Genomic DNA, 24,341 nt, shown 5'->3' on the forward strand with positions numbered 1-24,341 from the left:
CAAAGAACTTTATCAATATGATTTACCTGATTGGCAGCCCAATAGAGGTACAGGTTCAATCAGGTAAATCCACATGAAACGTCGAAGAGCCCTTAAAAGGCTTTACGATAGCTGCCCTGATAGTCAAAAATTCGTTCCTGAACTTGCCAGTAATGTTTCTGCTTACGGGCAATAACAAAATCCGGCGCAGGCAACAGTGCCTTTACCCGAAGCACCTCTTCAAGGCTATTGAACTCACCCGGAGCCTGACTATCAGCCAGTCGTCGACCAAACAGCTTATTAAAAACTTTGCGTTGCGCGGGTTTACCAAAATCAAATGATTCACTCAGCTCTTCACCATCTTCACCGTGGTAGATGACTCTCAGCTTGCTGTCATGGGGATTCAAAGTGATGCCAGCACAGCGAATGACCATAGCATCTTTTAGTTTCAGAGCATCCCTGAGCTGATCATCAGGATCAATGATCGCTTTTTTACACTGCTGGCAGTTACGGGCAGCAATATCATTTTCTGCACCACAATGGGGACACTCTTTAAAGCGAAAACGATAATCACACTGTTCCGGACGATTCGATTGTTCAGTTGTATCCTCCTCTTCGGCAGGTTCCAACAGCCCCTGACAGCGGCGCCCATAATGCTCAATAACATGACCATCACTATCGGCCTTCCCCCAGAATATATTGGCAAAACCGCACCCCGGACAAAAAACCTGAACCGGTTCACTATCAGAATTCGGTTTCTTCTCACCTACTTCAGGATGATACAGATTCACACTATTTCCGGCATAATCAATCACCAGGCAGTCTTTTTTCCCTTCATCCAGACGCAGACCTCGTCCTACGATTTGCTGATACAGACTCACTGATTGTGTTGGACGAAGAATGGCAATAAAGTCCACATGAGGGGCATCAAATCCAGTGGTCAGCACAGAGACATTGACCAGATATTTTAACTGCCGCTGTTTAAAACGCTGAATCAGTGAATCCCGCTCATTAAGATCTGTCGCCCCGGTGATTAAAGCGGTTTGTTGTACAGGCAGATAACCGGTAATTTCTTTGGCATGATCAACCGTTGCAGCAAAGATCATCACGGCCTTGCGCTCAGCAGCAATATCCATCACTTGTTCGATAATTGATCGGGTCACACGCCGATGCTTACCAAGCAACTGATTCACTTCTTTTTCCGCATACTCACCAAAACGATTCTGAGATAATGCAGAAAAATCATACTGAGCAATAGCCGCATCGACCAGCTCAGGTCGGGTAAGATAGCCTTTGCTAATCATATAATTTAAGGGCAACTCGTAAATGCAGTGCAGGAAGGGCTTATCCTGCTCACTGCGCACAAAGCCGCGATAATGGTAGCGATAAATCCAGCCCATACCTAAACGATAAGGTGTAGCGGTCAGTCCCAGCACTTTAAGGGAAGCGTTCTGTTGTCGTAACAGTTCAATGATACGCTGATACTGACTGCTTTCCTCACCACTGACCCGGTGACACTCATCAATGATTATTAAGGAGTATTCATGTCTGAACTGATCCAGGTTGGCCGAAACTGACTGCACACTGGCAAATGTCACCTGATGCTGACTCTCCTTTCGTTTCAGCCCGGCAGAAAAGATACCTCCGGTTAATCCGTAACTCTGGTATTTTGCATGGTTCTGCTCAACCAGCTCTTTCACATGGGTCAATACCAGAATTTTACGCCGGGCAAGACGGGCCAGTTCAGCAATCACCAGGCTTTTACCTGCTCCGGTAGGCAGAACAATAACGGCAGCAGCATCTGATTTACGAAAGTGTTTCAGAGTCGCATCAACGGCTTCTTGCTGATAAGGTCTTAGTTTAAAAGGGAGTTTCATTGGATTGAATTTAATCACAAGCTGGATATAAAGCCAGTAATACTAGCAGTATCTGAATACTATTGCCTGCCATGATGTACAAATACAATACAGAGAATTGGCACAAGCCATCAGAGAAAAGAGGAACTGCCCCCATCTAATGCTGAATGCATGGCTCAAAGCAATGCAGCCAGAGAGCCTGCAAACCAGCCACGCAATATTACTCACCTTTCTTATGCGGCACATATTGTCGATACAGCTTGATTGTACATTTCTTGAATAATGGTTGTCGTTGTTTGTTCGCCGTAATCTGCTATTTACTTAGCCTGCTAAGTAAATTAATATACTTAGCATGCTAAATACTTTTTCCCCAGAGAGAAGATGCTATGTCCACATGTTACGAATCGCTGGACCTGACACTATGCGCCAAACTTGGGCGGGTGCACCGTATTTGCAGACAGGCTGTAACCAAAGCGGTTGAACCTATGGGATTCACTCAGCCTCGCTGGACAGCCATAATGCATATCGACTTTTTAGGGGAGGGATGCTCTCAGCAACAATTAGCGCAGAGCCTGGGTATTGAGATGCCTAGTCTGACCAGAACTCTGCAACAGCTGGAACAGAGTCGCTTTATCGAGCGACGGGTTGATGAACAGGATAAGCGTAGCCGGAATTTGTACTTCACGGCAGCTGGTTCAGAGCAAATAGAGTGCCTGAAAAAGGTTATCTCTCAGGTCAGAGACAGCCTGTATGCCGGATTAACCGACGATGATTTAAAGGCGGTCGATGAAGCACTGCGCATTATGGAAGCTAATGCCCAGCGTTATTGCCAACAAGAGGTAAAATAATGTCGAATGTTCGTACGCCAGATCAGCAATTTGCTCACTATGTTAAAGTGGCCATAGTGCTGTTTATCTGTTGCTTCAGCTATTTTATCATGGCAGATATCTATGTACCGCTGACACCGCAAGCACGTGTTTATCATAAGGTTACTCAAATCACGCCAAGAATCAGCGGTGAAATTATAGAGGTCGCCGTACACAATAATGAAACAGTAAGTAAAGGACAGTTATTACTGCAAATTGATCCCCGCCCTTATCAGCTGGCAGTACAGAATGCTGAATTGGCACTGGCTCAGGTACAACAGCAAAACTTGCAGCTGGATGCAGAAATTGAGGTTATTCAGGCCGATCTTCTGGCCGCACATGCCCAGCTCAATGAGCAAACTAAACTACAACAGCGCAGCGAACGTCTGGTCAGCGATAACTCGATTTCCATACAGGAAATCGACCGGATCAACGCCAGTGTTGTCACCGCCAATGCACAGGTTCAATCACTGAAAGCGAAATTGCATGCTGCCAGAATAAAGCGAGGGAGTGGCAACGAACATAATGTTGCCCTGCAACAAGCGAAAAACCTGCTTGAACAAGCCAAGCTGGAGCTGAGCTACACTCAGGTCGTAGCCCCCCACGATGGTATTGTCAGTAATTTACAGATCATGCCAGGCACCTTTGCAAAGGCGGGTACGGCTTTAACCAGCCTGGTCGGTCAGGAGCTGGATCTGGCCGCTGACTTTCGTGAAAAATCCTTGTATTACGCAGAGGTAGGTAGCCAGGCACTGGTTACTTTTGATGCCTTACCCGGTCAGATTTTCAGTGCCCATATCCGAGAGTTCTCCGCCGGTATCAGTGAGGGACAGCTGAACGCTAATGGTAATCTGGTGCAGGTTGAAAACTCAAGCCGCTGGGTTCGTGACGCTCAACGCCTGCGGGTCTATTTACGGCTGAACGATGAACCTGAGCAGCTTTTGTCCAGTGGTGCCCGAGCCACGGTGCAGATTCTGCCAGACAATGGTCCTGGTGCGCTGATGGCCAGAGGACAGATTCGACTGATCAGCTGGATGCACTATATCTATTAAAAGCGTTAGCAGCTAAAAAAGTATCTGCTAAAGCGGAGGCCCGATGAAAACCGCCTTAAGTGCCAATGATATTAAACAAATGTTACGTGTTGCCACGGGCAGCACCCTGGGGTTTGCTCTGAGCAAGCTGCTTGACTGGCCTAATGGCATATTTTTTACGTTATACCCTATGCTGATACTTGGGCTGGTTCCCGTGCTTAATGCTCATATTGTACGTCAGTTTGCAGCCAGCGCTGCCTTTTGTGCCATCGCAGTTCTGGTCGTACAAGGATTGTTTGGGTTTCATCCTGCTCTGATGGTGATGCTGACATTTACCCTGTTCGCTTTCTTATTTTACCAGATGAGCAAAGGTGTGAACTTCCTGTTTGGTGCAATCAGTCTGGTAGGATTGTCAATACAGCTTCACTTTGCCAGTTATAGTACTTCTGGGGTCAGTATTTATCAGTTGATTTTCAGTAATATTCTGGCATCTGTCGTCAGTTTGCTGTTAGGGTATCTGATGCACTGGATTTTTGCTGATGTGGAACCCCGACAGAGTATGGTTCGTCCACCTAAAGACAGTGCCAGCGTGCGCCACGAGGTCCTGCTTTGTGCCAGTGTATCCACCCTGTCTTTTATTGTGTTTCAGATCTTTGATCTGCAGGACTCACTATCGGCTCAGGCTGCATCGGTGTTAATTTTATTTCCTTTATGCTGGAAAGCGGCTGGGATGGCAGGCTGGCAAAGGATTATCGGCACACTAATTGGCTGTAATCTTGCATTGATGGCTCAGTTAATACTGCTTGATTACAGTCATATATTGCTGTTTCCGGTCATTGTTCTCTGGATACTTACCTTTGCTTTTGCCCGTTACCATATGCTGAATAACGGTATACCCGGTGTGGGCTTTGGTATCATCACGACTTTTGGTATTTTATTCGGACAATCACTGCTGCCCAATCAGGATCTGGTTTACAGTGCTCTGTACCGTTTCAGTTCTGTATGCATTGCTATTATAGTCAGCTTGTCGGCGATTTATCTTATTCACTATGGCTTAAATTATTTCACCATCACCCGACATCATACTTTTGATTAATGATATGTAGCATAGAATACATCCGTAACGAAACAAACCTTCCTCTCCGGGTAATAGCCGGAGAGGAAGATTAAAACTTTTTAATAACGGTGTTTTTTAAACTTGTTGTCATCTCATACATTAATGGAGAATGTCCAATTCTTTAACCACTGAGAATACAACTTCCGTTCTGCGTTATCCCTTACCACCTCTGAGCAGGGTCCCAGTGCTCTGCGATCTTGCCATCTTCGATACGAAACATATCAAACCATGTTGTTGTATAGGTTTTGCCTGCATCGTTTGGTTCTTTATATTCCTTCGCAAAACTCAGGATAACCATATCGCGCTCTGCCACAATGGAAACAAGCGGTGCAGAAATCTCATCCTGAACAGGCTTTGGCTGGCTATACTGTTTAAAAAAATCAACAAAACCTTTACGACCAGTAGGCACATTCGGGTTATGCTGAATATAGTCTTCACTCAGATATTGATCGGCTTTTTCCAGATGACCGCCTTCAAAAACTTCCCGCCAAAAATCGTATACTAACTGCTTGTTAGCTTTTAGCTGGGCGTTATCACTGATCAACAAAGCCTGTTGACTGGAAGCTGCCGTTACAGGAACTTGCGCCTGTACCATCATAGGAAGTGTCAACGCGGTTATAGCCAGTAGTACTCTTGCCGTCTTTTTCATAGCAATCTCCTTTTACGATGAATCCATATTATATGGCTCAAAATACTTATAAATGACTTAAAACGACTGATTCTTGCTGATTAAAACAAAATATCCTTACTTTAATTAAGCAACCTGGCAGCAATAGTTCGGACAGTTTCAGGAAGAAAAGAGACTGGTCACATGAGTAGAAACTGCGAAAATATCATTCTCCAAAACCATATCTCACAGAAATCTACTCATGGAATCTCTGGTAAAAACTGTCCTGGACTCAATGTCCATCAGCAAGCCACAAAAAAATTTCATCACACTCTTGCTGACGGCTTTAGTTGTCGCATAAGGTAAACCTAATTTTCGAAATATGAGCCGATACAGTGTCATGAGTGATAAACGCTTCAGCCGCTGGTATCGGCGCACCTTTAACTTTTATGAGTTCAATACTCGCCTGATTTTTGGTGAGCTTAAAAGATCGCATCAATGCATTGCGGCTATTGATACCAGTTTTATGCGTAAGAGCGGTAAGCATACTGAAGGTCTGGGCCGCCCGATTTCGTATTATAAAGCCCGATTCCAGATTGAATTTGTGTTCAGGGACGCAAAGCAATATACGGGGTTAATGGATTGCCAGTCTCGTAAAAAAGAGGTCATCAATACTCACCTCAATGCATCATTGTCTGCCCTGAATCTCTTAAAACTGGAAGACAGGCGGAAAAAAAACACGGAGGAACAGACAGTGATCTCAATGGTCTCCTGGAAACGAAGAAAGTTTAATGAGCACCTGATGAATAGAATTTTTGACAGGTTAGGTTTATCCCTGAAGGAGAAAAAAGTCATGTACACTTATGAACAGCTAAGCCTTTATGGGGTTATTGCCGCGTGAAAGCGTCTACAGCATTGACAAATAAAAAGACAGAGAAAACCATGAGTCAGACTCCATCGCCTTTTGCCCTGGTACGTCAGGAGCTACATCAACACCCGGAACTTTCCAATCAGGAAGCCAGAACGGCTGAACGCATTAAACAGCATTTTACAAAAATGAAACCGGACCAGATATTCGAAAATCTCGGAGGACATGGCCTCGCTTTTCTGTTTAAAGGTGCTAACCCTGGCCCTGTCACCCTGATACGCTGCGAACTGGATGCCCTGCCGATTCAGGAAATCAATGATCTGCCCTATAAATCCTGCATTGATGGTGTTTCCCATAAATGCGGCCATGACGGTCATATGGCCATTGTTACTGCGTTGGGAAATTTCCTGTCTGGCAACAAGCCAGAAAATGGTTCCGTCATCTGTCTGTTTCAGCCTGCCGAAGAAACCGGCGCCGGAGCTATTCGGGTAGTAGAAGATGAAACATTCAGTCAGTTAAAGCCAGATTTTTGCTTTGCCCTTCACAACTTACCAGGCAAACCGATGGGGCAGGTGCTATGTAAACCCGGTACATTTAACTGCGCTTCACGGGGGATGATTATTCGTTTAACGGGTAAAACATCCCATGCTGCTCACCCGGAAGATGGCATCAGCCCTGCTATTGCGATGAGTCACCTGATTGAAGGACTGACCCGCCTGCCTGATACCATGACAGGCTTTAACTTAGTCACAGTAGTGCATGCCAGTTTAGGCGAGATCGCTTTTGGTACATCGCCCGCGGATGCCGTTGTGATGGCTACGTTGCGTACTACCACCAATGAGGCTATGAATATGCTGGTTGCTCATGCCTGTCAGCTGGCAGAGCAGCAGGCGAAGGCAGAAAAGCTATCAGTCAGCATAGAGTGGGAGGACGTCTTTGGTGCCAGCGTGAATACTGATACCGGTTATCAGCATGTTATGCGTGCCTGTCAGGCCGTTGGCGTCGAAGCCATTACTATGGAAGAAGGTTTTCGCTGGTCGGAAGACTTCGGGATATTCACAGAAGTCAGTGAAGGGGCTATGTTTGCTCTGGGTTCAGGAGAACATAGCCCTCAACTGCATAACCCTGATTATGATTTTCCGGATGAATTGATTCCCACTGGTTTTGCTGTATTTCGGGAAATTATTCGTGGCATCAACGGGTTTGAGGATAAGCGTTAATCTGTCTTTTACTTATGAAGAACCCACTTCGGTCAATTATACCTTAAGGAGACTGCCCCGTTTCTGTTGATGTTCAAGCTAGCGGCGGGTATCCAGTTCCATAAAAATACTGAAAGGATCATCCGGATAATCACCATAGGGGCCTCGCCGGGTAAAGCCCAGGGCCTCATATAAACCAATAGCTTCAGGTTGCCTGATTCCGGTCTCCAGACGAATCATGGATAGCCCCAGGCTTGAGGCATGATCCAGCAAAGCTGTCATGATCTTACGGGACAACCCCTGGCCTCTGAACTCAGGCAGCACATAAATACGTTTTAACTCACCATAGATCCCATCATTGTTTTTATGCACGATGGCGCCGCAGCATGCGATCTGATCGTTCAGCATGCCACCAATAAAGTGGACATGATCCGATTCAAGCTCAGCGATAGACAAAAGCTGATTGCTTTCTGCCGGGTACAGGCTATTCATCAGGGTATCAATATCCTGAATAATTGCCCGTACATCAGCCTCTCTGGGGTTCAGCGTTTTTATCTCCATGGGAGTCACAACCTGTTGAATTCACGAAACAAAGCAGGATAACACAGTCAACACATTCTGACAGAGGCAGGATCAGAGAGGAGGGACAGCCCTGCTGTGATGCAAACAAACAGGGCTGTACTTATACCATTTATCTTCAGTGGGATTCTGCCAGCACATCACGGATGAAATCATGGATTTCCGGTAGCAGAGTATTACCGCTGTCTTCCAGAGCGTTAAAACCATCAGCTACTGATTTGCGCATATCCGGTGATGTCTTCAGCCAGTCAGACACCAGCTGCTGACACTCTTTCAGGTTGTTACTGGCGCTGACCGGTGCCCCAAAACTGATTAACAGTTCTTTGAAATCCACTTCATCAATCAGATCGGCGTACATCATTATTATCTCTCCGTTATTGTTATTGGTGTGATCTGCCCTGGCAGAACCAGAAAACTCCCGACAGCAAAAAATGCTGCCAGGAGTCCGAGCGAGTCTGATTTGCCATGAGTCAGGCAGGTCTTACTTAATCACTTTTTCTTCCAGTAACAGGTTAAAGATCTCTTGTGCCTGTTCCTGAGCCGATTCATTTTTCATCACCTTACCGGCTTTGCCCTGAGGTTTCGCCGTTGCCGCTTTAAAACGATCCGCCGCCGTTTTCGCTTTAACAACCTTCAGACGTTTAGGACGAGGCTTTGCCGGAGCTTCCTGCCATTGTTCTCGGGCCGAGTCGGTGACTGCCGTGACCTGGCTGGCGTCAATACTGGCACGCATACCCGGACCATAAGCACTCTGGCGTGGTGCGGGTGCAGCGTTATCAACACTGGCGACAAAGGGCAGAGGAACGCTGAGTGACCGGCGTTGTCCCCGTGGCAGAGCCAGTAAAATTTCGGCAACACCATTATTGATCGACACAATATCAGCAATGCGAGGCACCAGCGGCCAGCCCAGTTCTTCTGCCAGCAGGTAAGGAACCATGCCGGAAGACTCGCCACTTTCTGCCCGGACACCGGTCAGTACAATATCCGCATCAGAGGCTTTCAGATACTGTGCCAGAGAGGGCACAGCATCATCCTGCTCTGATAGCTCCAGCACTTCCAGAGACGGCAGGCCCATACCAGCGTAGTTACGCAGTACCGGCTCGACAGAACGTCCAGCGTGAAGAACGGTCATACTGGCGCTCTGACTTGCTTCCAGATTCATACCCAGCTCAACGGCCCGGCCATCCTGTTCTGCCCGACGTTCACGGCCAGATTGAGGATGACGACCAACAGAGACCAGAGAAACGATATTAAGCGGCATTCTGATCACCTCCTTCAGACTGTCCGGCTTTATGTTCACGAGCCAGCTTCAGCAGTTCAGCCAGAATCTCTTCACTGTCGCCAATGGCACTTAATGCGGCACGTTTCACCATGTCGCAACCGGCATCGGTATTAATCGCGATCACCTTGTCACACTGGCCAATACCCTGCATATGCTGAATAGCGCCGGAGATCCCCACGGCAATGTACACACGGGCTGTAACCCAGGTACCGGTAGCCCCCACCTGACGGAAGCGAGGCATAAAGCCATCATCCACCGCCACACGGCTGGCCCCTTCGGTCGCACCCAGAGCTTCAGCGGCTTCATGGAACTGATCCCAGTTATGAATACCGTTACCTGCAGATAGAATGAACTCAGCTTCTGCCAGCGGAATTGCATTCGGATCAACAGAGACTTGTCCCATATCCTGCATACGGCTGATGACACGTGGTACAGAACCCAGCTCAATCGGCTGTACTTCATGGCGGGTTTCATCAATCGGGTCTGCACACTCTTCTGCCAGTAGCAAAATACGAGGTGTCGGACGGCTGATATCAGTACTGCCACTGGCACCACGACAGACAGTAGTCTTCTTGTCGACCTGCCATGCCTGAACGGCTGGACGTTCGCCCAGACGTGCTGCCAGACGAGAACCCAGGTCAGTACCACCATGAACGCTGTCCGGGAACAGCCAGTTCTGTGGATTATACGTGGCATCCAGATGCACCAGAGCGGTCAGTTGTTGCTCCGGACAGTAGCCCTGATACTCTTCCCCATCCAGATGAATCAGACGGTCAACCCCGGCTGTATCCAGGCTATCATCTTTCAGTTCACCAAAGACAACGGCAACCACTACACCCTGAACGGCACTTTCACCGTCATCGCTACGTGCCAGTTTATGGGCCTGGCCCAGAATATCCTTGTCCTGACTGGTCAGACGACCACCGACCATATCCGGCACCACAAAGATGCTGAAATCAGGGTTTTCTACTTTATGCAGTGGCAGCTGAACTTCCTGAGCCGCACCGCCGCTACGACGACCGGTTGCAGCCGCTGCCGCATTACCTTTCAGGCGATCAATACGCTTAATGCCATTGGGACCGATAAAGCCCACTTTATGTGGATTCTTACGAATCAGACCAGATGGACCGCGTACTTCGGCTTCTTCACCGACACTAATAGTGCCATGCAGCGGGTGCAGACGGTTACGGGCGATCCACTCGGCACGAGGGTCTCTTCTTACGATTTCATAGGAGTTAGTTTCGCCACTCATTAGTGCACCTCCTCGATCAGCTGACCAGCCAGAATCTCAGCGATATCTTTTACCTCAGGGCGAGGCTCAACCACACCTTCCAGCATAGCGGTACATTGCTGGCAGCCTACCGCTACCAATTCAGCACCCGTGCTGTTGACGTCTTCCATACGCATATCGGCAATACGGCGTTCACCCGGAATATCCGTGATCGGCGCACCACCGCCACCACCGCAGCAACGAGAGCGGAAGCCGGAACGTTCCATTTCTGCTACCTGAATACCCAGAGAGCGCAGCAGCTCACGAGGGGCTTCGTATTCACCGTTATAACGACCCAGGTAACAAGGGTCATGATAGGTCACTGTACCGCCATTAAAGCTGTCCAGTTTCAGTTTGCCTTGCTTAACCAGCTCATTCAGATAGGTGGTGTGGTGCAGCACGTCAACACCATTCAGAGCGTCAGAGCCCAGATCCTGATACTCATTACGCAAACAGTGGTAAGCGTGAGGATCAGTCGTCACAATCTTGCTGAACTTGTACTTAGACAGGGTTTCCAGATTACGCTTCGCCAGATTCTGGAACGCCGCATCATCACCCAGACGACGGGCAACGTCACCGCTATCCAGCTCTTCATCACCCAGTACGGCGAAGTCGACATTAGCCGCTTTCAGCAGTTTGACAAAAGAGCGCAGAATACGCTGACTACGCATATCAAAGGCACCGTCAGACACCCAGAACAGTACTTCCGCTTGTTGTACATCACGCATCAGCGGCAGGTTCTGATCCGCCGCCCAGTTAGTACGACTGGCTGGCGAGTAACCATTCGGATTATCCGTAGCGATAATATTGTCTAAGATTTCAGCGCCTTTGTTTGGCGTATCACCTTTTTCCATGGTCAGGAAGCGACGCATATCGACGATAGCATCCACATGCTCAATCATCATCGGGCACTCTTCCACACAGGCGCGACAGGTGGTGCAGGACCACAGAGTTTCCGCAGATACCAGACCTTCAGTGATCACCTGCTCAGGACCGCCTTTGGCGTTACCGACTTCTTTACCAGGATAAGGACTACCGGCATATTTGGAATCATCACCACCGGCCAGGCCAATCACCATATCCTGAATCAGTTTTTTCGGGTTCAGGGGCTGACCTGCAGCAAACGCCGGACACATAGCTTCACAGCGACCACACTGTACGCAGGCATCAAAGCCCAGCAGCTGGTTCCACTTAAAGTCTTTTGGTTTGGATACTCCCAGCACCTGTTGTTCACTTGTGCCTGGATTGAACTCCTGAACGACCGACAGATCAACAGGCTTAAGACCCGTAGAACGACCGCCACCAAAACGCTCCTGACGACGGTGAAAGGCCAGATGCAGAGCACCGGCAAAAGCGTGCTTCATCGGACCACCCCAGGACATGCCGAAGAACATCTCGCCCATACCCCAGATAATCAGCGCAGTCAGTACCACGGTCAGCAGGACATTGCCCGCTTGTAATAAAAAGCCTTCTGGCAGTACGCCCGCGGCAGGCAGCGTCAGGATAAAAAAGGAACCCGCAAATGCCAGCAGACTTTTTGGCAGACGCATCCACGGGCCTTTAGAGATACGGCTCGGTGGATTTAAGCGACGTTTAAAGACAAAGATCGCGCCCACAAACATCAGTGCAGATGAGGCTAACAGAGCCCAGGCCAGAATCTTACTGTCGATATCCAGCATATGTACCAGAATAATCAGCAGGGCTGACAGTACAAAGCCGCCACCGGTAGCCGCGTGGGTTTTGGACATATACTTGTCACGCTCAACCACATCATGCAGATCATGCAGGTAGCGTTTGGGCATGGCTTTCAGACCGGCAATCAGGTTCACCTGATCCGGCTGACCTGCGCGCCAGAGATTGGCTCTGCGCACAGCACCAATTACAGCCAGCGCCAGCGCCGTTGCAATCAGTACAGGGTGTAACCATTCGAAAAACATAAGATCTCCCCTTATAGCAGGAGTCCGGGCAGGCTGTTTCTGCCCGGTTATGATTGAAAAGAGCAGAAGAGGCGGGATTAGCCGCCTTTTACATCAGAAAAAAGCGGCCCGCACTGGCTCGCTCAGAAGTACGGGCCGCAAAGGTGAATCCTCAGAGGTCCTTGCACAGACGCAGAGCATCGTACATCGCAGCGTGAACATTACGCTGAGACACACAATCACCCAGGCGCCACAGGATCATGCCATCACCTGATTCACTCAGGACCGGCTGAGGCTTGATGTCGAACAGCGCATCGTTATCAATCTGACCCTTGTTACGGGATTCCTCTTTCAGGGCGTAGTACAGCTCTTCGTTTGGACGGATACCGTTTTCAACCACCACCTGATCAACCACACGCTCTTCGCGCTGACCGGTGTACTCGTTTTCCAGTACCGCTACCAGGTTGTCACCTTCGCGGTATACCTTCTCCAGCATAAAGTCAGAAGTCATGATCACTTCTTTCTCGTACAGAGAACGGTAGTAAGTCGGGAAGGTCGTACCACCAATACCAACACCCGGTTTGATATCGTCAGTCACCAGCTCAACCAGAGAACCTTTCGCCGCCGCGTAATCTGCAGTCGACATACCGGAGAACTCACAGATGGTGTCGTAGATCAGGATGTTTTTGCCCGGTTCTACCTTGCCGCTCAGGATATCCCAGCTTGCAGTGATCAGACCTTCATCTGCGCCCCACTCAGGATTCTGCTCAACAAACGGACGACCACCGGTCGCCAGTACACACACGTCAGGCTTCAGCTCACGTACCAGATTTTCATCCGCTGCTGTACCCAGACGGATATCCACACCCAGACGCTCCAGCTCCATCACCAACCAACGGGTGATACCGGCAATCTGATCACGCTGTGGTGCTCTCGCCGCCAGTGTTAACTGACCACCCAGCTCATCGGCTTTTTCGATCAGAGTCACATTATGGCCACGCTCAGCCGCCACACGGGCCGCTTCCAGGCCACCAGGACCACCGCCCACAACCACAACCTTACGAACCGGACCATCGGTTTTCTCGATGATATGAGGCAGGCCCATATACTCACGGGAGGTCGCCGCGTTCTGGATACATAGCACGTCCAGGCCCATGTACTGACGGTCAATACAGTAGTTAGCACCCACACACTGACGGATCTGATCCACCTGATCCATCTTGATCTTAGCGATCAGATGCGGATCAGCGATGTGCGCACGGGTCATACCGACAAAATCAACATAACCGGCTTCGATAATACGCTTGGCCTGGTTTGGATCTTTGATGTTCTGTGCGTGAATAACCGGGACATCCACCACTTCCTTGATACCGGCTGCCAGGTGCAGGAACGGCTCAGGTGGGTAACTCATGTTAGGAATAACGTTCGCCAGAGTGTTGTGAGTATCACAACCGGAACCTACTACGCCAAAATAGTCGATCTGACCGGTAGCATTGTAGTAAGCGGCGATCTCTTTCATATCGTCGTGGTTCAGACCGTCTGGGTGGAACTCATCACCCGTGATACGCAGACCCACCACAAAGTCAGGCCCCACTTCTTCACGTACCGCTTTCAGTACTTCCATACCGAAACGCATACGGTTTTCAAACGTGCCGCCCCATTTGTCGGTACGCTTGTTGACACGTGGCGACCAGAACTGATCGATCATATGCTGGTGTACGGCAGACAGTTCAACACCGTCCAGACCACCTTCTTTCGCACGGCGCGCTGCCTGAGCGAAGTCACCAATCACACGCCAGATCTCTTCTTCTTCAATGGTCTTACAGGTGGCGCGGTGAACAGGCTCACGGATACCGGATGGCGACATCAGGTTTGGCCAGTTCTCACCGTCCCAACGGGAACGACGACCCATATGGGTAATCTGAATCATGATCTTACCGCCGTGCTTATGCACTGCGTCGGCAAGATTCTGGAAATGAGGAATAATACGGTCGGTAGACAGGTTCACCGAACTCCACCAGCTTTGCGGGCTGTCGATGGACACCACACTGGAACCACCACAAATACAAAGACCACAACCACCCTTAGCTTTTTCTTCGTAATACTTCACATAACGGTCTGTGGTCATACCGCCGTCAGTGGCATACACTTCGGCGTGAGCGGTACTGACAATACGGTTACGGATGGTCAGTTTATTAATTTTGAGTGGCTCAAACAGCACATCAAACTGGGACATAATCGGAACCCCATCTCTTTCTTGCTTATCCGGTCTTAACGGTTTTCTAATGATCCAAACCGTCGTGGTGCCAGGTTTTAATTATTCTTTACAGGCCGAGAGGCCCAGTGTTTTATCTTTTAAGACAGAGATGTTCATACGTTACCTGTTGACGACTTAATACAGATTCGGCATGAACATCTCTGACTGACTTATTACCGCTAAAACTTACAGTGGAGAAACTTCGAAGTAGCCCACATCACAGCCTTCTTCTGCTGCACACTGAGTCTGTTCTGCTTTAGTGCGAACGTCATAACCCAGACTTTCTGCGATCTGATCCAATGCACCAGCGAACCAGCCTGTGAACATGTAATCAACTTTGCGATTAACCTGACCGTACTGGTAAACAAAGGCAGAGTTTTCCAGACGTACTTTGGCCGTCCCTTTTTCGATATCCAGCTCTTCAGTGATAAAGAAACCCCAGCCACGCTGAGACAGACGCTTCATGTAGTGTTCCCACACATCCGCACCGCTGATACCATGTTCTGCAGCTTCTTTTTCACACCAGTAGTGAGCAGACTTGTAGCCAGCCTTGTACAGAATCTCAGCGTATTTCTCTGCACCAATCTCTTCTTCGATTGCCATATGGTTGTTAACAAAGAAGTGGCGAGGAACGTACAGCATTGGTAATGCGTCCGTAGTCCATACACCGGTTTCGTCATCAACGTTGATTGGCATTTCTGGCGCGTGTACACCCATAGCTCTCTACCTCAAAATGTCTTCTTTTTTCACAATGAAAAATCGGGCTTCTGAAACCGGTGCGGTTTGATCATTGAGCAGAATCAGGAAAATAACTAACCTGTTCAGAAGCCCTGTTTTACGTTACGGATATCGTTTTATCGTTAAACCGATGCCAGTCAGACTGATCAGCACCGGGTAGCCGAATTACTCGCCCCAGACTTCACGCAGCAGGTTAACCCAGTTGTCTCCCATGATTTTGCGCACCTGAGTCTCGGTGAAACCGTCTTTCAGCAGCGCTTCAGTCAGATTCGGGAACTCACCCACAGTACGGATACCTTTAGGGTTGATAATCTCGCCAAAGCGGGTCAGGCGACGTGCGTAGCCTTTATCGTGAGTCAGGTATTCAAAGAAGTTCTGATCCTGGCCCTGAGTGAAGTCTGTACCAATACCAATGGCATCTTCACCGACGATGTTGTACACATAACGAATCGCTTCGACGTAATCTTCGATGGTGGCGTTAACGCCAGCACGCAGGAATGGGGTAAACATGGTTACACCCACAAAACCGCCTTTATCTGCGATATATTTCAGCTCTTCATCGGAACGGTTACGTGGATGCTCTTTCAGACCTGAAGGCAGGCAGTGAGAATAAGCGACCGGCTTTTTCGACTCATCGATCACTTCTTTAGCTGTGTTAGGGCCAACGTGAGACAGATCACATAACATACCGACTTTGTTCATCTCGGCTACGATCTCACGACCAAAACCAGACAGACCGCCATCACGCTCGTAACAACCGGTTCCCACCAGGTTCTGCGTGTTGTAGCACATCTGAACAATACCCACGCCCAGATCCTTGAAGACCTGTACATAACCGATCTGATCTTCAAAAGCGTGCGCATTCTGGAAACCCATCATGACACCGGTTTTCCCCTGCTGCTTCGCACGGTGGATGTCTTCTGTGGTGCGGACTTTGATCAGCAGATCACTGCTTTCTTCGATCAGATCATTCATCTCAACGATGTTGCGAACCGTACCTTCAAAGTTTTCCCAGAATGAAACCGTGCAGTTTGCTGCCGTCAGGCCACCTTTAGCCATGTCTTCAAACAGAGCGCGTTCCCACTTAGCGCAGATCAGACCATCAATGACGATGGCATCTTTATGTAAATCAGCTGCATTCATGGTTATTATCCTTCTTATAGTCCCCAATCAAGTCACTGCCTGATGATGCTGAATATCAACTATCAGGCCCTCGGTTTTCGGTCAGTGTAATTTTTCGGGAACACAGGGAGGGTGCTATAAACGACCCATTCGCAACCAAAAACGTCACGTGTCGCAAATGGGCAAGCTGGGGGGGGTGGAAGAGAGCACAGCTGGGCCTACTGGGGAGATGACTGCCTTCTATTAGCTTAGATTAATCCACTGTTTTGCCTTTCTCAGAAAGGTGAACAAACAACGCTAATAAAGGCAAGCCTTATATAAAGTAGACATGATCCCCCCTGAGTTGAGAGTTTATGATATTACAGGCGGATAATGTTGCTGAACAAGTGGAGAGAGAAACCACCATCTACAACGGATCTAGAGAGGGAAAAGGTTAAAACGCATTTGTCCTGCGTCCTAGGACACGGGACAAACTTGATTATATATATGTTGCCAGTGAAAGAAATAGAGGTGGATCTAGCATTCTTACCAGCTTTTCTCTAGCCGATCTTTGAACCAAGAAAAGTGGCCCGTTAGGAGGTAGTAAGGAAGGTTGGCACACAAGTTTAGCTTTTGGTGATTCAATGATGGGTAGTCTCATATAACCCAGGTAATAATGAATAGCTCACTGTCAAGGTGCTTACCGAGTTTACTTAAGTTAAGGATGTTATCGCTTTTTGTTTACATCCAGACAAGATGGCCATTATTTGCTTTGTGAATTCACAGGCTATGAGAGTCAAAATGGCAATGCGCCGATATATGATTATAGAAGATTTATCTTCAGCCCGAACTAGTCCTTTGCCCGGTTATACAGAAACTATAAGGGAGAGGCTTTACTTCTTTTCTGAACGAATACCTAGCGAACTGCTATAAAATTATCAAAGGGTTATTATCTGCTTGCTGAGAAATACTCGTCTCTCCATTTGCTAGAACAATTGACAACAGGCTTGCATCATCTGCTAATTTGTCAATTTCCGTCTGCTCCATAAGATGTTCATACCAAAAACCATCTGATGACAGTGTAAATTTTGTCGTTTCATGATCAGAGGACTGAAAACTACATTGCTTTATATCGGGAGCTAAAAAACGCTTGGCTTTTAAACTTCGTGTAAGAGTGTGCCCATTAGCTAAACTTTGGCCAGATTGCAGGCTAGTTTCTTCGCTTAATCGATGAGGAGGAGTTAACTGAGTAGAACCGTCATGGTGGCAATGGTGTATTGCTATGCAGTCCCCCACATGATAACTAGTAGCCAACTTTAATTTATGGTCAATGATAAGCAGGCAATAGCTAGCTAATTCCAATACAAACCTATATTTAAGTGTTCTGTGTAGTTCTTTTAAGATATCTATGACGCCAAGCTCCTGTATAGGCCCATCTGCCATATGAAGTGTTGATACAACAGTTTCAGACCAGTAACGGGCCAAGCTACTACCATTTCCTCTTTCAGATGCATCAGTAAGCACTGCGATACAATAGCCTTCATTCATAGCAATTACCGCGGCGTCGTTGTTACTTTTTCTCTCGTTTCCCTGTCGGCTAAACCAATCAACTTCCATTAGATGTGGCCACTCCAGTTCTGTATAGCTTCGAGTCGCTGAAATACTATTTCTTCACGATCAGTATCACCATGAACCTGACTTTGAACGGCATACACAAAGTCCTGATGATTAAGGAGTGTACTTAGCTCAGTCTGTATATAGTTTTTTACATCATTAGATGCACATGCAATTTCCTCTAGAAGCATGTCACGTCCATCAACAACGTTCAACAGATCTTCTATATCGCGGCTACTCATAGGATCGTTATTTCCCCGATTCTTGTATGCCTCAATTTTGGTTGCTATAAAATAAACAGGGTTTACCACTTTGATTTGAGTACCATCAGGCAATACATGCGTTTCTGCTGTTTCCATAGCAGACTTGTACCAAATATTGCTAAATCCCAGTACATCTTGATCTGGCATAAAGTCAACCCTAAGCTCTCCCAGCTTCATTGCGCAGATAGGCATGTCATCATCTTCTATTGATGCATCGCTAAACCCCGATTGCCTCAGCTTCTTTTGCAATCGTTGGTAATCAGTATAACCAATCACATGTACAATCAGATCAACATCATCAGTGTGTCTAACCTGCTCCAGAATAAGTTCATCAGTGATCAAAAGCCCTGTGGTACAGCCTCCGACGAAAGTCACTTGGTCGAGTAAATCAGCCCCAAGGGCCTTTGCTACCTGTATCAACATCTGTTGGTGGAGTGCATAATTATCCATCAATCGATTCTCAATTCTTTTTCTAACATTTTGTAGGCCAGTTCTCTCTCTCTAGGTGCTCCAAGGCGGATTGCGTCTGTAAGAGCTAAAAGCGCGTGCATTTCAGGATCCCGCGTTGCTGCATACGTACATGATTTATGTAAAGGCTCAACGCTCAACCCTTTAGTTTTTCCTTTTGCATCCGGCCAGACCAATTTATTCTCACCTGCGCTCATTAACTTGCCTTTTAATATAGGAGCATCAAAAGAGGTTGATATTCCACGAGTCAACTGGCCAGGTTTAACAGGAAAGACATACTTTATACCATAATATATAAAGCTTAATAACTCTTTTCGATTAGCTCTTAGAAACCCATTTTTTCGTTCACGTATTGCCAATCCAATTTCTATACATCGATTAATCGACAGACTGATCTGTGACTTGCTTATTCCAGTTTCCTGTTCCAGGGCCCTAGTACTATATAGTTCTTCCCGAGATTGTTCTCTCTCAATAGAATCACTAATAAAACTAGAAAGTTTATCATCTATACAATAAGAACACCTGCCAGCCGATCCATCCGTTATATTTTGGCTTGATGATATCGTGTTTAGGACCTCCTTTTTGCAATCATAGATCTTGGCTTTTTCTATATTCATTTCACACTTAAATGCCAACAAATCACAATAAATATCATCTTTATATCTAGAATATAACTTGTGCATTTTATGTGGCTGTTTCTCTCTTTTTTCTAATGAAATCAATTTAAATAGTAGAATTATGTCTTGACTTTTCATGGTTCAGCACCCTCATTCGTCCCGTGTCCTAGGACACAGGACAAGAATGATTTAAACACTCAGAAAATGCAAGTTTTCAGATTGAAAAACAACCATCGGCAGCAAACGGGGACAGCCACCATTTACTTTCTAAAAAAACAAAAGAAAACAAAAGGGGACAGCCATGATTTGGTGCCCCTCAAACGATGGGGACCGGCTCAACTCATAATAAAATAAAACGGGGACATATATGGACACCTCGCCAATGTCCAGCCGTTTGACGTTATTAATTACCATTTGGTCTATCTGATATGACGTCCTGAAGAATAGATGGCACTTGTACATATATCCGGCTTCTTTCATAAACATACCTGTCCGAGCCTTGATGAGGTCTAAGACGCGTTGCTTGACCTTGGCACCCACCTGGCCTCTAAGGCCTATGTCCCGACTCAGGTTCCAAGCAACGCTAAACCATTCTTTTCATCAGTGCTGTGCACTATCAGATAGGCGGGTCTCCTTATTTCTACGAAACTCTATCTTTACAGCTTAAACGGGCTGGTAGTTTTCTTTTTTCGCCAGAAAAGCAAACAGGGACAGCCATTATTTATAAAAACAATCAACCAATATCGACAATATATGTCGCCAATAAACTCAGACAACCAACGATTAAGATATTTCGAGATAATAAAACAACACCGAAGTACCACTTCCATGCTTCAGTAAGGAAGAAAAGCCATAGATTAATGATGGAAGGCGTAGCTCACCTCTTTGAGCAACCTTATACAAACAAAGTTCTAAATTGATTCCCTGAAGAGATCCAAGCCAGCCCCTTATCCCGCGCAAACTGTTTTAGTCGCTTGATATGGCCTATAGCTCGGCTGGTTTGCAAACCTTCTGGCTGCATTGCTTTGAGCCAGGCATTCTGGTCGATATTGAGTCTTTGCAGTATTGGCGGTAGATGCCTTGAAATATGCCCTTGTTTGTCTTCCCTACAACACCGGCCTGTCCAATCAACCAGTTTCCAGGGCGCCGCTAATCCCAGGCCCAGTGCAAAAATCTGATTGCCGTCCATGATTCATCCTCTCTGAAAAAAGTGCTTATTTTGCTACAACTCTCAAACTGGAATCCACACCTAACGTCGAGGAGCCCTTTTAAGTGTTCTGGTAAAACAGTGGCTACATACCTTGACAAAAGTATTTCGATACTCTGCTGGTATTGACTGGATAGTACGGTAATTTTTTACAGAAAAGTGGTTGTTCAGGAGCTTTTTGAATTATTGATATGACTCATTGCTTACTTCAATCCCGGATAAAAAGTAGAATACTGGCCTTAAGGAAGTTTGTTCTCAAAACAGAGCTTGATGTCGCACAATACTCTGATATCTTGCTCCGCTTACAATAAACAAAGGGCTGGATAATAGCCCGATTGTATGAAGTATTACCTGTTTATTATTCTGGTCGACAAGGCTGTCGGAGGTAGAATGGCTATTTGCCGGTTAAGCATTTTTATTATAACTTTTTTGTTTTCAGCCTTTTCTCAGGGCGGATCAAAGCCCTTTACGCTTGTTTATGCAAACCACTGGAGCCCTTATTCTTTTGTAGATAAAGAGGGGCAGGCTAAGGGAATACTGGTTGATATCGCAGATTACCTTTTAGGCCATCAACTGGATATTCCTGTTCAGCATATTGCTTTGCCCTGGAAGCGGGCGCAATCTATGGTTCGTTCAGGAAAATATGATGCATTGATCACCGCTCCAACAGCTGACCGGAAAATGTACTCTTTCAGTTCAGAATCTGTACTGTATAAATTACAGTGGCGCGCTTATATCAGCGCTCTGACTCCGAATTATGAGCAGTTACTGACGATGGATAATCCGTTGTCTGTTCCGGCCCGTTGCATTATGTTACTGGGTGATCTGACCAGTGAGCGTATTTACACCAAATACAGGCAGAAGTGCCTTACTGTAAAAAATCTGAGTAATGCAGTAAAAATGCTGCAAATGGGCAGAGCTGATCTGTTTGTACATGCCAGGGCAATCATGAACCAGCAACTGCAATCTGACGGTATAGCTGATACTATTACGGCCCACCCCAGTGTCCTCAGGGAAGTGGCTTTCCACTTACTGGTAAATAAATCATCAGATCACGCGAAATATTTACCAGAAAAACTGGATCAGTATTTGAACAGCGCAGAAGGAATGGCTGACTATCAGGGGTTTTTGCGGTTGCTTGATACCCGTACGTATTATGCTCGGATACTACCTTAGCTGCTTAATGATTTTTGATTCCGGATTTCAATCTCTCTATGTCCCTTGCTAACAATATCCTGATTGCCCGCCTGAGTGTGGTCATGTTTAATGCTGCTCCCGGAGCAGATGTACTGAATACACTTAATGCTGATTTACCTGATTATCGCGGAGCCAGTGCTCTGGCTCAGAGCCTGGTAGGTACAGATCTTTTCTATGCTGTGCATGGTGATGTGACGCTGTCAGCTTATGCCGATTATCTGCTGGATACACTGATTTTGCCTTCTGCCCCTTCTCAGGTTCATGCTGCAGCTCGAGCATGGATGCAGGAGCACCTGTTTGAATTCAGCAGTATTGGTGAGCTGACCCATATTGCGATTGAGGCGCTATGGCATACGCCTGCCGATAATGAGCTATTTGGCGAGTCGGCTCAGGCCCTCAGAAATAAAACCGATGTGGCGCTGAATTACTCACTGAATAACCCTGAACAACAGAGTTACCAGTCATTGAAGGAGGCGCTGGCTGGTGTCGGAAGTCAGATTGATTCGGTTAATTCCGCTCTGAATATTACCTCTTCTGATGTATCTGATTTTCAGCCTTCCGATCAGCATGATGATTTTACTCTGATCCTGAATGATGGCTATACACTGTCAGGCCTGAAGACCGATGCCGGGGAAGGTGATGATATTTTCCGCCTGGAGATCAGAACGTCCGAGGCGTTACCAGAGCTGATATTTAACAATACTGAAACACTGGGCCTGAGCAATCTGTCAGGGCAGGCTGTAGACGTAAATGCTGCACTGGTTTCTGCTGTTGATCGTATTCTGGTGACACCGGGAACAGGCAAACTGTCTTTGACAGAGCTGGCATCAGAACAGGGCTTGCAACTGAATGGTCTGGATACCCTGGGAGAAGAGACGTTGCGATTTGTTGAGCTTGAGGCAAATTATCAGGCTATCGCTGAGTCGGCAGATATTGTTGCCGGAGCAGGCAACAATAGTATTAATCTTCAGCTGGCAGGGGATAATCTTGCTCAGGTTAATCTGAGTATCGATCAGAACGCTCTGGCCTCATTTTCAGATATTTTCCTGACGAACATAAACCAGGTCCCGGCGGTGTTATCCTTGTCTGGTGCCGGAAATGTTGTATTACAGCAGCTGAACGGTTTCAGTGCCGTACTGGCTGATGATTATCAGGGTGAGCTGTCTGTTTCACTGGGCCATGAGGTTACCACGTTTAATGGTGGTCAGGATAAGGATAGCGTGATTCTCGAACGGTTATCGTCCTCTCAGAGTATTCAGGCAGGAGCAGGTGACGATACGCTTATCCTGTTGTCTGGGGATATTGAATTTGTACCCGGTGGGACAGATACAGACAATGCAGAGATTACCGACGATACGCCCTTGGTCCCTGCAGATTACTCTGCCGTTCAGGGCTTTGAAAATCTGAATATCAGTCATGTTGATGCAGAGGGTTTTGTTAATACGCTGGCTGTATTAAAAGATAATAACAGCCTGAAAACCGTGTCTGTGTTGCTGGAAAAGCAGGATCAGCGACTTATTGAAATATATGCGGGTGATGCTCTGGCAAACACCGAATATCTGACCATCAATGCTGATCAGAAAGTTTTTCTGGAACTTGATGATCACAACGGCAATATTCTGATTTCTGCTGATAACGGTGTCGTTGTTGACGCCTGGCGATCAGGAGAGGTCAATATTACAACCGGTGACGGTGATGATGTAGTGCTGGGCAGTAATCAGGATAATATCATTAACGGCGGTAACGGGGCTGATCAGCTGGATGGTCGTGAAGGTGATGATACCCTGACGGGCTTTTCCGGCAATGATGTACTTATTGGCGGTAGCGGCCAGGACATTCTATACGCCTATTCTGGTAACAACACCCTGTTAGGTGGTGATGGTGATGACACCTTATATGCCGGTTCCGGAACGGATCTGATGCACGGTGGCAATGGGGCTGATCTGTTTGTACTTCCTGTTCTGGGAGAGCAGGCTGAAAGCCATAGCCGGATTGCCGATTTTAAATCAGGGACTGATAAACTGCATTTCTCTTTGCCTTTGCAGGCAACCGGAATGAATTATAGCGAGAGCGACAGCATGTCGGCAGATTATCAGTCGGCACTGCAATCCGCAGAACAGTTCTTTCTCTCTGTTCAGGACAGAAATTACTACTATCGTTTTGAATGGGATCAGGAATCAGGCTATCTGTTCCTGGGACTGAATGATCAGGCCGGTAATATGACATTCCACGCCGTAGAGCTGATCGGTATTACGCCGAATGAAATATCCATGGAGGATATTCAGATACAGATCTGAACGAATACATCT

At 47.1% G+C, this 24,341-nt stretch carries 21 protein-coding genes; 7 read left to right on the top strand and 14 right to left on the bottom strand.

The genetic code is table 11. The annotated features are described in order from the left end of the window. Positions 1 to 92: 92 nt before the first annotated feature. A complete protein-coding gene (gene radD / locus H4O21_RS12985) occupies positions 93 to 1,856 on the bottom strand; it encodes a DNA repair helicase RadD (protein ID WP_182809305.1) in 1,764 nt (587 codons plus the stop codon). A 365-nt stretch (positions 1,857 to 2,221) separates the two neighbouring features. Here radD and H4O21_RS12990 point away from each other — a divergent pair, with 365 nt between their 5' ends. The 3 genes from H4O21_RS12990 to H4O21_RS13000 are packed head-to-tail and all read left to right on the top strand — an operon-like array spanning position 2,222 to position 4,828. Then, on the top strand, positions 2,222 to 2,683 hold the full coding sequence (locus H4O21_RS12990; protein ID WP_182809306.1) for a MarR family winged helix-turn-helix transcriptional regulator: 462 nt from the start codon (positions 2,222 to 2,224) through the stop codon (positions 2,681 to 2,683). Beyond that, entirely contained in the window at positions 2,683 to 3,753 is a 1,071-nt protein-coding gene (locus H4O21_RS12995) for an HlyD family secretion protein (protein WP_182809307.1), read from the top strand. The genes H4O21_RS12990 and H4O21_RS12995 overlap by 1 nt, the downstream gene beginning before the upstream one ends. 43 nt (positions 3,754 to 3,796) lie before the next feature. Next, positions 3,797 to 4,828: a DUF2955 domain-containing protein gene (locus H4O21_RS13000; protein ID WP_182809308.1), complete on the top strand. Its 1,032-nt coding sequence runs from the start codon at positions 3,797 to 3,799 to the stop codon at positions 4,826 to 4,828. 181 nt (positions 4,829 to 5,009) lie between these two features. On the opposite strand, the gene H4O21_RS13005 is transcribed toward H4O21_RS13000, so the two are convergent. Then, on the bottom strand, positions 5,010 to 5,498 hold the full coding sequence (locus H4O21_RS13005) for a nuclear transport factor 2 family protein (RefSeq protein ID WP_182809309.1): 489 nt from the start codon (positions 5,496 to 5,498) through the stop codon (positions 5,010 to 5,012). Positions 5,499 to 5,856: 358 nt separating this feature from the next. Here H4O21_RS13005 and H4O21_RS13010 point away from each other — a divergent pair, with 358 nt between their 5' ends. Continuing rightward, positions 5,857 to 6,357: a hypothetical protein gene (locus tag H4O21_RS13010; protein WP_182809310.1), complete on the top strand. Its 501-nt coding sequence runs from the start codon at positions 5,857 to 5,859 to the stop codon at positions 6,355 to 6,357. A 41-nt stretch (positions 6,358 to 6,398) separates the two neighbouring features. Further along, complete coding sequence (locus H4O21_RS13015; protein WP_182809311.1) at positions 6,399 to 7,544, top strand: amidohydrolase; 1,146 nt, start codon at positions 6,399 to 6,401, stop codon at positions 7,542 to 7,544. 78 nt (positions 7,545 to 7,622) lie between these two features. Here the strand turns inward: H4O21_RS13015 and H4O21_RS13020 are convergent, their stop codons facing one another. The 12 genes from H4O21_RS13020 to H4O21_RS13075 all read right to left on the bottom strand — a co-directional run bounded on the left by H4O21_RS13020 (position 7,623) and on the right by H4O21_RS13075 (position 20,817). Further along, entirely contained in the window at positions 7,623 to 8,084 is a 462-nt protein-coding gene (locus H4O21_RS13020; protein WP_182809312.1) for a GNAT family N-acetyltransferase, read from the bottom strand. A 136-nt stretch (positions 8,085 to 8,220) separates the two neighbouring features. Then, on the bottom strand, positions 8,221 to 8,463 hold the full coding sequence (locus H4O21_RS13025) for a hypothetical protein (protein WP_182809313.1): 243 nt from the start codon (positions 8,461 to 8,463) through the stop codon (positions 8,221 to 8,223). 120 nt (positions 8,464 to 8,583) lie between these two features. Further along, complete coding sequence (gene etfB, locus H4O21_RS13030; protein ID WP_182809314.1) at positions 8,584 to 9,363, bottom strand: electron transfer flavoprotein subunit beta; 780 nt, start codon at positions 9,361 to 9,363, stop codon at positions 8,584 to 8,586. Beyond that, positions 9,353 to 10,636: an electron transfer flavoprotein subunit alpha gene (gene etfA / locus H4O21_RS13035; RefSeq protein WP_182809315.1), complete on the bottom strand. Its 1,284-nt coding sequence runs from the start codon at positions 10,634 to 10,636 to the stop codon at positions 9,353 to 9,355. The genes etfB and etfA overlap by 11 nt, the downstream gene beginning before the upstream one ends. After that, positions 10,636 to 12,591 (bottom strand): (Fe-S)-binding protein, encoded by a 1,956-nt coding sequence (locus tag H4O21_RS13040; RefSeq protein WP_182809316.1) that lies wholly within the window; start codon positions 12,589 to 12,591, stop codon positions 10,636 to 10,638. Before H4O21_RS13040 ends, etfA begins: the two co-directional genes overlap by 1 nt. Before the next feature lie 151 nt (positions 12,592 to 12,742). After that, on the bottom strand, positions 12,743 to 14,806 hold the full coding sequence (gene dgcA, locus H4O21_RS13045; RefSeq protein WP_182809317.1) for a dimethylglycine demethylation protein DgcA: 2,064 nt from the start codon (positions 14,804 to 14,806) through the stop codon (positions 12,743 to 12,745). Positions 14,807 to 15,013: 207 nt separating this feature from the next. Beyond that, entirely contained in the window at positions 15,014 to 15,544 is a 531-nt protein-coding gene (locus H4O21_RS13050) for a DUF5943 domain-containing protein (protein ID WP_182809318.1), read from the bottom strand. A gap of 186 nt (positions 15,545 to 15,730) precedes the next feature. Continuing rightward, on the bottom strand, positions 15,731 to 16,708 hold the full coding sequence (locus H4O21_RS13055; protein WP_182809319.1) for a dipeptidase: 978 nt from the start codon (positions 16,706 to 16,708) through the stop codon (positions 15,731 to 15,733). 885 nt (positions 16,709 to 17,593) lie between these two features. Continuing rightward, entirely contained in the window at positions 17,594 to 18,283 is a 690-nt protein-coding gene (locus tag H4O21_RS13060) for a hypothetical protein (RefSeq protein WP_182809320.1), read from the bottom strand. Continuing rightward, on the bottom strand, positions 18,283 to 18,993 hold the full coding sequence (locus H4O21_RS13065) for a hypothetical protein (RefSeq protein WP_182809321.1): 711 nt from the start codon (positions 18,991 to 18,993) through the stop codon (positions 18,283 to 18,285). Before H4O21_RS13065 ends, H4O21_RS13060 begins: the two co-directional genes overlap by 1 nt. Beyond that, the gene (locus H4O21_RS13070; RefSeq protein ID WP_182809322.1) at positions 18,993 to 19,766 is read right to left on the bottom strand and encodes a hypothetical protein; all 774 of its coding nucleotides are present in this window, start codon (positions 19,764 to 19,766) and stop codon (positions 18,993 to 18,995) included. The genes H4O21_RS13065 and H4O21_RS13070 overlap by 1 nt, the downstream gene beginning before the upstream one ends. Before the next feature lie 757 nt (positions 19,767 to 20,523). Then, entirely contained in the window at positions 20,524 to 20,817 is a 294-nt protein-coding gene (locus H4O21_RS13075) for a hypothetical protein (protein WP_182809323.1), read from the bottom strand. 357 nt (positions 20,818 to 21,174) lie between these two features. Between H4O21_RS13075 and H4O21_RS13080 the strand changes: the two genes are divergently transcribed. After that, on the top strand, positions 21,175 to 22,011 hold the full coding sequence (locus H4O21_RS13080; protein ID WP_182809324.1) for a substrate-binding periplasmic protein: 837 nt from the start codon (positions 21,175 to 21,177) through the stop codon (positions 22,009 to 22,011). 38 nt (positions 22,012 to 22,049) lie between these two features. Continuing rightward, positions 22,050 to 24,329 (top strand): calcium-binding protein, encoded by a 2,280-nt coding sequence (locus H4O21_RS13085; protein ID WP_182809325.1) that lies wholly within the window; start codon positions 22,050 to 22,052, stop codon positions 24,327 to 24,329. Positions 24,330 to 24,341 lie beyond the last annotated feature (12 nt).

It is taken from the genome of Oceanospirillum sediminis (assembly GCF_014164585.1).
In the GTDB taxonomy this organism is placed as follows: Bacteria; Pseudomonadota; Gammaproteobacteria; order Pseudomonadales; family Halomonadaceae; genus Oceanospirillum; species Oceanospirillum sediminis.

Excerpts from the sequence above, each read along its gene's own strand:
- radD (WP_182809305.1), bottom strand. The coding sequence starts at position 1,856 with ATGAAACTCCCTTTTAAACTAAGACCTTATCAGCAAGAAGCCGTTGAT.
- H4O21_RS12990 (WP_182809306.1), top strand. The coding sequence starts at position 2,222 with ATGTCCACATGTTACGAATCGCTGGACCTGACACTATGCGCCAAACTT.
- H4O21_RS12995 (WP_182809307.1), top strand. The coding sequence starts at position 2,683 with ATGTCGAATGTTCGTACGCCAGATCAGCAATTTGCTCACTATGTTAAA.
- H4O21_RS13000 (WP_182809308.1), top strand. The coding sequence starts at position 3,797 with ATGAAAACCGCCTTAAGTGCCAATGATATTAAACAAATGTTACGTGTT.
- H4O21_RS13005 (WP_182809309.1), bottom strand. The coding sequence starts at position 5,498 with ATGAAAAAGACGGCAAGAGTACTACTGGCTATAACCGCGTTGACACTT.
- H4O21_RS13010 (WP_182809310.1), top strand. The coding sequence starts at position 5,857 with ATGAGTGATAAACGCTTCAGCCGCTGGTATCGGCGCACCTTTAACTTT.
- H4O21_RS13015 (WP_182809311.1), top strand. The coding sequence starts at position 6,399 with ATGAGTCAGACTCCATCGCCTTTTGCCCTGGTACGTCAGGAGCTACAT.
- H4O21_RS13020 (WP_182809312.1), bottom strand. The coding sequence starts at position 8,084 with ATGGAGATAAAAACGCTGAACCCCAGAGAGGCTGATGTACGGGCAATT.
- H4O21_RS13025 (WP_182809313.1), bottom strand. The coding sequence starts at position 8,463 with ATGATGTACGCCGATCTGATTGATGAAGTGGATTTCAAAGAACTGTTA.
- etfB (WP_182809314.1), bottom strand. The coding sequence starts at position 9,363 with ATGCCGCTTAATATCGTTTCTCTGGTCTCTGTTGGTCGTCATCCTCAA.
- etfA (WP_182809315.1), bottom strand. The coding sequence starts at position 10,636 with ATGAGTGGCGAAACTAACTCCTATGAAATCGTAAGAAGAGACCCTCGT.
- H4O21_RS13040 (WP_182809316.1), bottom strand. The coding sequence starts at position 12,591 with ATGTTTTTCGAATGGTTACACCCTGTACTGATTGCAACGGCGCTGGCG.
- dgcA (WP_182809317.1), bottom strand. The coding sequence starts at position 14,806 with ATGTCCCAGTTTGATGTGCTGTTTGAGCCACTCAAAATTAATAAACTG.
- H4O21_RS13050 (WP_182809318.1), bottom strand. The coding sequence starts at position 15,544 with ATGGGTGTACACGCGCCAGAAATGCCAATCAACGTTGATGACGAAACC.
- H4O21_RS13055 (WP_182809319.1), bottom strand. The coding sequence starts at position 16,708 with ATGAATGCAGCTGATTTACATAAAGATGCCATCGTCATTGATGGTCTG.
- H4O21_RS13060 (WP_182809320.1), bottom strand. The coding sequence starts at position 18,283 with ATGGAAGTTGATTGGTTTAGCCGACAGGGAAACGAGAGAAAAAGTAAC.
- H4O21_RS13065 (WP_182809321.1), bottom strand. The coding sequence starts at position 18,993 with ATGGATAATTATGCACTCCACCAACAGATGTTGATACAGGTAGCAAAG.
- H4O21_RS13070 (WP_182809322.1), bottom strand. The coding sequence starts at position 19,766 with ATGAAAAGTCAAGACATAATTCTACTATTTAAATTGATTTCATTAGAA.
- H4O21_RS13075 (WP_182809323.1), bottom strand. The coding sequence starts at position 20,817 with ATGGACGGCAATCAGATTTTTGCACTGGGCCTGGGATTAGCGGCGCCC.
- H4O21_RS13080 (WP_182809324.1), top strand. The coding sequence starts at position 21,175 with ATGAAGTATTACCTGTTTATTATTCTGGTCGACAAGGCTGTCGGAGGT.
- H4O21_RS13085 (WP_182809325.1), top strand. The coding sequence starts at position 22,050 with ATGTCCCTTGCTAACAATATCCTGATTGCCCGCCTGAGTGTGGTCATG.